Origin of the sequence: Corynebacterium mastitidis DSM 44356, assembly GCF_000375365.1 — a bacterium.
In the GTDB taxonomy this organism is placed as follows: domain Bacteria; phylum Actinomycetota; class Actinomycetes; order Mycobacteriales; family Mycobacteriaceae; genus Corynebacterium; species Corynebacterium mastitidis.
This window is the reverse complement of the sequence record NZ_AQXB01000003.1, coordinates 259,756-269,032: the sequence shown is the minus strand read 5'-3', so window position 1 is coordinate 269,032 and position 9,277 is coordinate 259,756. Positions and strand designations below refer to the sequence as shown.

6 protein-coding genes are annotated in these 9,277 nt (G+C 65.3%); 1 reads left to right on the top strand and 5 read right to left on the bottom strand.

Annotation, left to right across the window (positions count from 1 at the left end):
* The 3 genes from B140_RS0105320 to topA all read right to left on the bottom strand — a co-directional run.
* Positions 1-2,768: VaFE repeat-containing surface-anchored protein (locus B140_RS0105320; protein ID WP_244874394.1), on the bottom strand; the 2,768-nt coding region annotated here is incomplete at its 3' end.
* 141 nt (positions 2,769-2,909) lie between these two features.
* Positions 2,910-3,479: a hypothetical protein gene (locus tag B140_RS0105315; protein WP_244874389.1), complete on the bottom strand. Its 570-nt coding sequence runs from the start codon at positions 3,477-3,479 to the stop codon at positions 2,910-2,912.
* Positions 3,480-3,703: 224 nt separating this feature from the next.
* Positions 3,704-6,607, bottom strand: coding sequence for a type I DNA topoisomerase (topA, locus tag B140_RS0105310; protein ID WP_018118313.1), 2,904 nt, complete (start codon positions 6,605-6,607; stop codon positions 3,704-3,706).
* 398 nt (positions 6,608-7,005) lie between these two features.
* Here topA and B140_RS0105305 point away from each other — a divergent pair, with 398 nt between their 5' ends.
* Positions 7,006-7,632 carry a DedA family protein gene (locus tag B140_RS0105305; protein WP_018118312.1) on the top strand — a complete coding sequence of 209 codons (627 nt, stop codon included), beginning with the start codon at positions 7,006-7,008 and terminating at the stop codon, positions 7,630-7,632.
* A gap of 138 nt (positions 7,633-7,770) precedes the next feature.
* On the opposite strand, the gene B140_RS0105300 is transcribed toward B140_RS0105305, so the two are convergent.
* Together B140_RS0105300 and B140_RS0105295 are read right to left on the bottom strand one after the other, a co-directional pair.
* Positions 7,771-8,376, bottom strand: a complete 606-nt coding sequence (locus tag B140_RS0105300; RefSeq protein ID WP_244874388.1) for a zinc metalloprotease — start codon at positions 8,374-8,376, stop codon at positions 7,771-7,773.
* A 186-nt stretch (positions 8,377-8,562) separates the two neighbouring features.
* Positions 8,563-9,183: a zinc metalloprotease gene (locus B140_RS0105295; protein ID WP_244874387.1), complete on the bottom strand. Its 621-nt coding sequence runs from the start codon at positions 9,181-9,183 to the stop codon at positions 8,563-8,565.
* Positions 9,184-9,277 lie beyond the last annotated feature (94 nt).

Here is a 9,277-nt window from a genome sequence, read left to right as displayed (position 1 = left end):
AACTCACCGGACTCACCCACCTTCAACCGATCAATCTGCTTCGGCTGGATATTAACAACATCGCCAACACCCGCCACCGTCTCATCAGACAGCGTCACGTTGAACAGATCAACCTCACCGGTGTTCTTGACCACGAACTTCACCGTGGCCTTCTCACCCGGCTTCAACACCTCAGCCTCATCAGCAGTCTGAGCGTCGTTGTCGTTGATGAACTTCTTCAACTCCAACTTCGGCTCACCCGGCTTCGGCGTCTTGGCATGCGCGGGATCCTCGTTGGACTCCACCGGGGTACCCGGTTCGCGCTCCTTGCCGTCGCCGTCAGTGTACGGGGTCTCGTTGCCCTCGTCATCCACCGGAGTACCGTCGGCCTTGGCCTTATCGCCGTGAATCTTCCCGGCGGCGGGCGCCTTCAGCGTGGCGGTGAAGTACTTGGTCTCACCCTTGGCAATATCCTGCTTCTCCGGGGAGATAGCAGACAGCTCGGAGGACTCAAAGCCCTCGCCGGTAATCAGCTGATCGGAGACCTTGACGTTCTTCAGGTTCAGGTCCCCGGTATTGGTCACCGCAAAGGTCACCGTGAGATCCTGATCCTTCTTCGCCTCATAGGCAGAATCCGGATCCTGCGCGTCGATCACGCCAGCGGAACCGGCGCCGCCGGACTGCGGCTTCTCGGAACCGGTGAACTCCTGGTCACCGATGTACTTCTTCAGCTCGATCTTCGCGGACTTCAACTCCTCCGAGGTCACCGTCTGGGCCTCGTCGTTAATGTCCTTGTGCTCGGCGATCAGATCATCGGCGGACCCCTCGGGAAGGCCCTCCGCCTTGTTGTCCTGAGCCTCGGTGTCATCGGAACGCAGGGTCTCGAAGGCCACCGCGGCGGCAACCGAGCCCTCAAGGTCGTCGTTCACCAGAATCGGGACAATCACCTCGCCGGAACCGGACTCGTCGGCCGTAAAGGACTTCGAGCCCGTACCCAGCACGCGGGACGCGTCGGCCTTGTCCACCAACTGGGCGTCCAGGGTGTACTGCTTGCCCGGCACCAGGTCCTTATAAGACACCGTGTCGTTCACCGTGGCACCGGCCTTCACCCGCTGCACGCCCTCGGCAAAGTCCGCCTGCGTGGCGATCTCCGGCTTGCGCGGCTCACGGGTCTTGGCATGCGCGGGGTCCTCGTTGGACTCCACCGAGGTACCCGGCTCGCGCTCGTTGCCGTCGCCGTCGGTGTAGGGGGTCTTGCGCCCCTGCTTATCCACGGGGACGCCGTCGGCCTTGGCTTTATCGCCGTGGATCTTACCCGCGGCGGGTGCCTTCAGCGTCGCGGTGAAGAACTTCGTCTCGCCCTTGGCGATGTTCTGCTTCGCCGGGGAGATAGCCGATAAATCGGACGAGGCAAAGCCCTCGCCCGTTATCAACTGATCGGAAACCTTCACATCCTTCAGGTCCAGGTCCCCGGTGTTGGTCACCGCAAAGGTCACCGTGAGATCCTGGCCCTGCTTCGCCTCGTAGGCGGCGTCAACGTCCTGCGCGTCGATCACACCGGGGGAGCCAAAACCGCTGGTCTGCTGCTTCTCGGAACCGGAGAACTCCTGGTCACCGATGTACTTCTTCAGCTCGATCTTCGCGGACTTCAACTCCTCCGAGGTCACCGTCTGGGCCTTATCGTTGATGTCCTTGTGATCCGCGATCACGTCACCGGAGGGCTTCGAACCGTCCGTCAGCCTCTCCGCGCGATTGTCCTGAGCCTCCCTATCCGAGGACTTCAGGGTCTCAAACGCCACCGCGGACGCGACCGGGCTGCGCACGTCGTCGTTCACCCGAATGGGCACCACGACCTTGCCGGAGCCGGAGGCGTCGGCGGTAAAGGACTTCGAGCCGGAGCCCAGCACCCGGGACGCGTTGGTCTTGTCCACCAACTGCGCCTCAAGGGTGTACTGCTTGCCCGGCACCAGATCCGTGTACGTCACCGTATCGTTGACGGTAGCCCCGGCCTTCACAAACGCGGCCTCGTCCGCCAGCTCCGCCTTGGTCTCGATGACCGGCTTGCGCGGGGTCGGGCGTTCCTCGGTCACCGAGGGCCTCGGCTCCGGGGGCGGCGTAGGCTTCGAGGAGCTCGGCTTGGGCGGATCCTCCAGGCCGGGCTGATCGATCGGCACAACGCGCTGGGCCGGGTTCTTCGCACCCTTGGTGATGTCGTACTTATCCGGCACCACCACAGTAATGTACTCCGAGGCCCCGGCCTTGGGGATCTGCGCGTCCTTGATCTCGCGGAGGATTCGCCGCCCGGCGAGATCGGCGGTCAGCTCGTAACCGCCGTAGTCGCGGAGCGCCTTCCTAATCCCCTCCAGGCGATGGTTGCCCAGATCGTAAAGGCCAAGATCGGCCCGCGCCATGGAGCTGGTCAGCACCAACTGCAGCGCTCCATTAAGCTCGTAAACGCGGTTGGTATCGCCCGCGTCATAGGCCTTCTTAAGTTGCTTAAGAATGTTAATAGCGGCGTCCCGCTGGCGCCCCGCGAAGGGGACCTCCTGGGCCGCGCCGTAGGTTTCTTGTATCTTTGCGACGTGCGTGAGCTTGTACGCCGTCGTGATGTTCTTGTACAGGGCGGGGCGCTTCCACGGGTCGGGGAAACCCAGGTCAATACACCATCCGTATCCCAGAGTGTCATTGATCTTGAGGACGCCGCGTTCTCCAGAACTCTGGACCGGCTTGATCCTCACGGCCTGCCCGGTTCCCGGGGAGGCCACCGCAGGGCTGCTGACGCCAAGCATCAATGCCACTGCGGCAAGAAAAGCGATCAAGACACCCAAGGGCCCCCTACTCGCTCTACTTAAAGCTTTCATATTTATCCCAACGTAAAGAAAATAAATTACGCTAAAGGCAACCAAAAGAGGTCACGCACGCCGCGGGCGCTAGAAGCGACCCTGGCGTACCGCAGCGACATCCACCGCCGTCGGCGTCAACGAGGAGTAACCCGCGCTACCGGAAGCCCGCATGAGCGTGCCGGAGCACCCGTGCGCCAGCCCCATCGCGTGCCCCAGCTCGTGGGCCATGATGAACGTTTGGTTCTGCAGGCTCATGCGCTGGAACTTGCCCGGATCCACGATCAGGTGGGGCCGGGGAGACCAGATCATCTCCCCGAAGTGCCCCGAGCTCTGCTCCCGAATCTCTACCGCGCGCGCCGTGGGGGCTTTTACCTTGACGATCTTGATCGCCCCACCGGATGCCTCGGACCACGCGCGGATGGCCTCGTCTACCGCAGCGGAAAATCGCTTGGTGTTCACATAGACCTTTAGGGTGTCGCCCACCATCGCGTTATTGCGGATGCGCAACACCCCGGGATCGGGAATGGCCCGACCCGCTTGAGCAGCGGCAAACGCCGCCTTGCACTGTGCCGGACGGATCTTCGTCCAACGATCCGCGTGCGCCACGCCGGGCACCGCCATCGTCACCGCCAACACAGCCGCCAACGTCTTTACCAAGAACCCCTTCATCCAGTACCTTTCTCGTGATTGAAGCTCAAGGCATAGCGCCCCAATAGGGACACGTCTACCACTGCTTTGGTACATCATAGTGGACATCGGACGTATGACAAAGGAACGAAGGTTCCCCCTACGTCAAAAGTGGTGCACACAATAATGACTCAGAGAAGGGACATAGATAAAAAGGTCCCGTGACCATAGGACTTGGTCACGGGACATAAGGGTTAGCGCGTGGCGGCTTTTTTCCTCGTCCGCTTGGCGGTCTTCTTGGTCGCGCGGGCGCCGCCGTTGGCGGCCTCCTTGGCGCGGCGCTCGGAGAGCAGCTCGTTCGCGCGGGCGTCGGTCATGGCCTCGGGGGTGTCGCCCCGGCGCAGGGAGGCGTTCGTCTGTCCGTCGGTCACATACGGACCAAAGCGCCCGTCCTTGACGGTCATGGGCCGCCCAGAGACGTCGTTATCGCCCAACTGCTTCAGCGGCGGCTTCGCGGCGGCGCGGCCCCGCCGCTTCGGCTCCGCGTAGATGCGGCGCGCCTCGTCGAGGGTGATGGAGAAGATCTGCTCCTCGCTGGCCAGGGAGCGCGAGTCCGATCCCTTCTTCAGGTACGGGCCGTAGCGGCCGTTCTGGGCGGTGATGACCTCCCCGTCGGCGGGGTCCACGCCCACCTCGCGCGGCAGGGAGAGCAGGGAGAGGGCCTCCTCCAGGGTGACCGTGGCCGGTTCCATGGAGGAAAACAGCGACGCCGTGGCCGGCTTCAGCGTCTCCTCCACGAGCGCCGCGATGCGCTTCTCCTTCTGCTTCTCGGCGGTCTTGGTGCCCCAGTTCTTGGCCCGCTTGCCCTCCTCGGCGCGCTGGCGGTCCTCCTCGGCGCGCTCCGCGGCCACCACCTTCTCCGCCTCGGCCTCGGCGCGCTCCTGCTCGTCGTCTCCGAGCAGCTCCGTGACGTAGGGGCCAAAGCGCCCCTCCTTGGCCACGATCGTGCGTCCGTTGGCGGGGTTCACGCCCAGCTCGCGCCCCCCCTGCGGGGTGGCAAAGAGCTTCTCCGCGACCTCGAGGGTCAGCTCCTCCGGGGTGGTATCCACGGAGAGGTTGGCCCGCTGGTACTCAGGCTCCCCCTCGCCGCTCACGCCCACCTGGCGCTCGATGTAGGGGCCGTAGCGCCCCACCCGCACGTAGATCGGGCGCCCCTCGGCGTCGTCGCACAGGCGCAGGGAGTTGACCTCGCGGGCGTCGATGTGCTCCAGGTTGTCTCCCACCAGCGTCTTGAGGCCGCCCCGGCGCGCGATGGCGTCCGCGATGTCCTCGTCGGCCTCCAGGTCACCGAAGTAAAAGCCCGTGAGCCAGTCCACCCCGTGGGCGCTGCCCGCCGCGATGTCGTCGAGCTTGTCCTCCATGGAGGAGGTGAAGTCGTAGTCCACCAGGGCGGAGAAGTTGTTCTCCAGCAGCCCCACCACGGCGAAGGCCACCCAGTTGGGCACCAGCGCGTTGCCGCGCACCATCACGTATCCGCGATCCTGGATCGTCTTGATGATGGAGGCGTAGGTGGAGGGGCGGCCGATGCCCAGGTCCTCCATCTTCTTGACCAGGCTGGCCTCCGTGTAGCGGGCCGGGGGATTCGTGGAATGCCCGTCCGCGCTGAGCTCCCGGGCCGTGAGGTCATCGCCCTTGGCCATGCGCGGGAGGCGTCGCTCCGCGTTGTCCGCCACGTCGCGGCCGTCGTCGAGGCGGCTGGTCTCCACGTAGGCGCGCAGGAAGCCGGGGAAGGTGATGGTGCGGCCGGTGGCGGTGAACTCCGCCCCCTCCCCCGCGGGCGTGGCGGTGGCCAGGGTGACCTTGAGGGACACCCCCTTGGCGTCCGCCATCTGCGAGGCCACGGTGCGCTGCCAGATCAGCTCGTAGAGCTTGTACTCCTCGGCGTCCAGCCTGCTGCGGAGCTGGCCGGGGGTGACAAAGCTCTCCCCGGCGGGGCGGATCGCCTCGTGCGCCTCCTGGGAGTTTTTCACCTTGCGCTCGTAGCGGCGCGGCGTGGCGGAGACGAAGCTCTCCCCGTACAGCTCCCGGGCCTGCGCGCGGGCGGCCTTGATGCCCTGGGAGGACAGCGAGGTGGAGTCCGTACGCATGTAGGTGATAAAGCCGTTCTCGTACAGGCGCTGCGCGATGCGCATGGTGCGCTCCGAGGTGTAGTGAAGCTTGCGCCCGGCCTCCTGCTGCAGGGTGGAGGTCATAAAGGGGGCGTACGGGCGGCGAGTGTAGGGCTTTTCCTCCACGTCGCTCACGCGCACGGCGGCGCCCTCGAGGTCCTTGGCCAGGGCCTCCGCCCGCCCCCGATCCACCACCACGAGGTCGGCCTTGCCGGAGGCCTTAAGCTCCCCGGCGTCGTTAAAGTCCCGCCCCTGGGCCACCTTCTTGCCGCCGAGCTGCGTGAGGCGGGCGCTGAACTCGCGCGGGTTATCCGGGTCCTCCTGGGCCACGCCGGTGTCCATGCGGGCCGTGACGTCCCAGTACTCGGCGGAGACAAAGGCCATGCGCTCGCGCTCGCGCTCCACGATGACGCGGGTGGCCACGGACTGCACGCGCCCGGCGGAGAGCCGGGGCATGACCTTCTTCCACAGCACCGGGGAGACCTCGTAGCCGTACAGGCGATCCAGGATTCGGCGCGTCTCCTGGGCGTCCACCAGGTTGTCGTTGAGGTCACGGGTGTTCTCCGCGGCCTCCAGGATCGCGGGCTTGGTGATCTCGTTGAACACCATGCGCTTGACCGGCACCTTGGGCTTGAGCACCTCCAGGAGGTGCCAGGCGATGGCCTCGCCCTCGCGGTCGGGGTCCGTGGCCAGCAGCAGCTCGTCCACGAGCTTCAGCTTGGCCTTCAGGTCCGCGACCTTCTTCTTCTTATCGGTGCTCACCACGTACAGGGGGGTAAAGCCGTGCTCCGTGTCCACGCCCAGGCGCGCCCACGGCTCCTTCTTGTACTTGGCAGGCACATCGGCGGCCCCGCGCGGCAGGTCACGAATGTGCCCCACGGACGCCTCCACGATGTAATCATCGCCCAGGTAAGGCTGGATCTTCTTCGCCTTAGTTGCCGACTCCACGATGACCAGGCGCTTGACGCCCGGCTTCTTAGTACCTGCCACGGGAGTACGTCCCTTCCCTCACGCAACGAATAACTGCTACCTGTACACCGTACACAGTATTTAATGGCTCCCTCACGCACCCCTCGCGGTTTCCGGTCGTTGCCCGCGCGGCCCACCCCCGGGCGGCCCCACCCGCCGCGCGTTCGACGCCGCCGGCGTGCGGGCCTCGCCCGGCGCTGTGGTACTGCGGTGCTGTGGTGCTGTGGCGGCGCGGCGTTGCGTCGGCATGCCCTCGCCCACGCCCCCTGGGTGGGCCCGGCGGCGTCGCCAACCCCGGCGACCCCAGCGCCCCGACGCCCCCGGTTCCCCCGACCATTAGAATGTCCGTGTACTTTCACGTTCCTCACGTTCCCTCCGCCCCGTCGAGGGAAAACCGACACACGCAAGGGTGGTGCGCGATGACACATCAGATCGAGGCCTGGATAGAACTCTTCATGTCCTCCGGCTGGTTTTATCCCCTCACCGCCGCCTTCGTGTTCCTCGACTGCCTCATCCCCTTCTTCCCCAGCGAGTCCATCCTCACCATGGCCGGGGCGTGGTCGGGCAGCACCGGGAGCCCCAACCTCTGGGGCATCATCGCCGTGGGCATCGCCTTCGCCGTGCTGGGCGATAACGTGTGCTACCTCCTGGGCACGCGATTCGTGCAGTTCATCCGGTCCGCTCCCCCCAAGAGCAAGCTCGCCACGTCCATGCGCTGGGTATCGGCCAACATGCGCCGCCGCGCGGGCTTCACCATCATCATCGCCCGCTTCATCCCCTGGGGCCGCCTGGTGCTCACCCTCTCCCTGGGCTCCATCCGCTACCCCTGGCGCAAGTTCTTCTTCTACGACACCCTCGGCGTGATCATCTGGGCCGTGCAGGCCGGGCTGGTGGGCTACGCGGGCGGCTACCTGGTGCAGGACTACCCGCTGCTGGGCCTGGCGCTGGGGCTGGCCCTCGGCGCGCTGGTGGGCGTGGGGATCGACAAGCTCCAGGCCCGCTTCAGCGACTACTCCGAGGTGCGATCCGGCACCTCGCGGGCCTAGCCGCTGCGGTCCCACGGGGTGCGCGCAAAGGCCCGGGCGGGGTCTCGCCGCAGCCTCGTGTGACTGCTTCTCGACGCCCCCTCCCGGGCCCTGTGGTGTGGGTGCCGCGCCGCTGGTCCAGCGGGCGGTGTGAGGCCGCTAGCCCCGCTGCGCGCGCTGGAGCACCAGCGCGGCGTCGTACTTGTTCGGCAGCTTGTCCCCGTAACCGGACATCCCATCGCCCTTGCAGGTGTGCCCGATACCCATGGCGTGGCCCATCTCGTGCGCGATGGTCATGACGCGGGTGAACGCGTACTCGTCCATGCGCGGGCCGGTGTTGCCACTGGAGGGCAGATTCAGCAGGATGCGGGGCGGGTCCCACCGATTGACGCCCAGATCGGTCCCCACGACCAGGAGGTGCTTGGTCGCGGGGGTGACGTCGTCGATCGGCACGGCCCCTGGAGTGCCCTCCGGGACGATCTCGATCTTGATCTTGCCGTCGCTGACCTCGGCCCACTTCTGGATCGCCTGCCGCAACTCCTTCTGGTACTTGGTATTCGCCACCACGCGCAGGGTGGTGCCATCAAGGTTGGTGCGGCGCTTGGCAAAGACGTTGAAGTTGGGCACAGACTCGCCGCGATCGACGGCCCTGTGCATGACCGAGCACTGCTGCGCGGTGGGGCGCTCAGCAGCGGTGGCCGCCGGGGCCAGGGCCGCGGGCACCATCGCCGCGGCGGAAAGGCACGCAAGAATCTTTTTCTTCATGTAAAACAACGTAACAGCAGGCTCTCTACGTTCCAAGGATTGCCGCGCGGAGAATAAGGATCGTCACAGGATGTTTCGAAAGTTAATTATCCCGGCGGGGTATCCCTTCACGCAAAAAGAAGCGCACAAAACGCAAAACGGGGCCCACGGACTGACCCGTGGGCCCCGGCGGCGCGTTACGCGTTATTAACCCCGCTGCGCGCGCTGCAGCACCAACGCGGCGTCGTACTTGTTCGGCATCTTGTACCCGCCGGAGGCCGCACCATCCGACATCGCATCCCCCTTGCAGGTGTGGTTAATGCCCATGGCGTGCCCCATCTCGTGCGCGATGGTCATGATCCGGGTGCCCTCAAACTCATCCTTGCCCGGACCGTGGGCCTCGCCCGTCTTCAGGTTCAGGATGATGCGGGACGGGTTCCACAGGTTAACCCCCATGATGTTGGGGCCGCTCATAAAGTGGTGCTTGGTCGCGGGGCTGATGTCCTCGATCGGCACGGCTCCAGGAGTTCCCTCCGGGACGATCTCGATCTTGATCTTGCCGTCGCTGGCCTTATCCCATGCCTGGATGGCGTCGCGGAGCTCGTCCTTGTACTTGGTCTTTGCCACCACGCGCAGGGTGGTGCCGTTCAGGTTCGTCCTCGGCAGGGCAAACGCATCCATGTTGGGCACGCTCTCGCCGCGATCAACGGCCTTGTGCATGATCGAGCACTGCTGCACGCTGGGGCGCGGAGCGGCGGTGGCCGCGGGGGCCAGGGCCGCGGGCACCATCGCAGCGGCGGAAAGGCACGCAATAATCTTTTTGTTCATACAAAGCAATGTAACAGCCCGCTCCCTTTTCCCCAAGGGTCACGGCCCTAAAATTAAGGCTCGTCACAGGATATCTCTGGAGTTAGGTATCGCG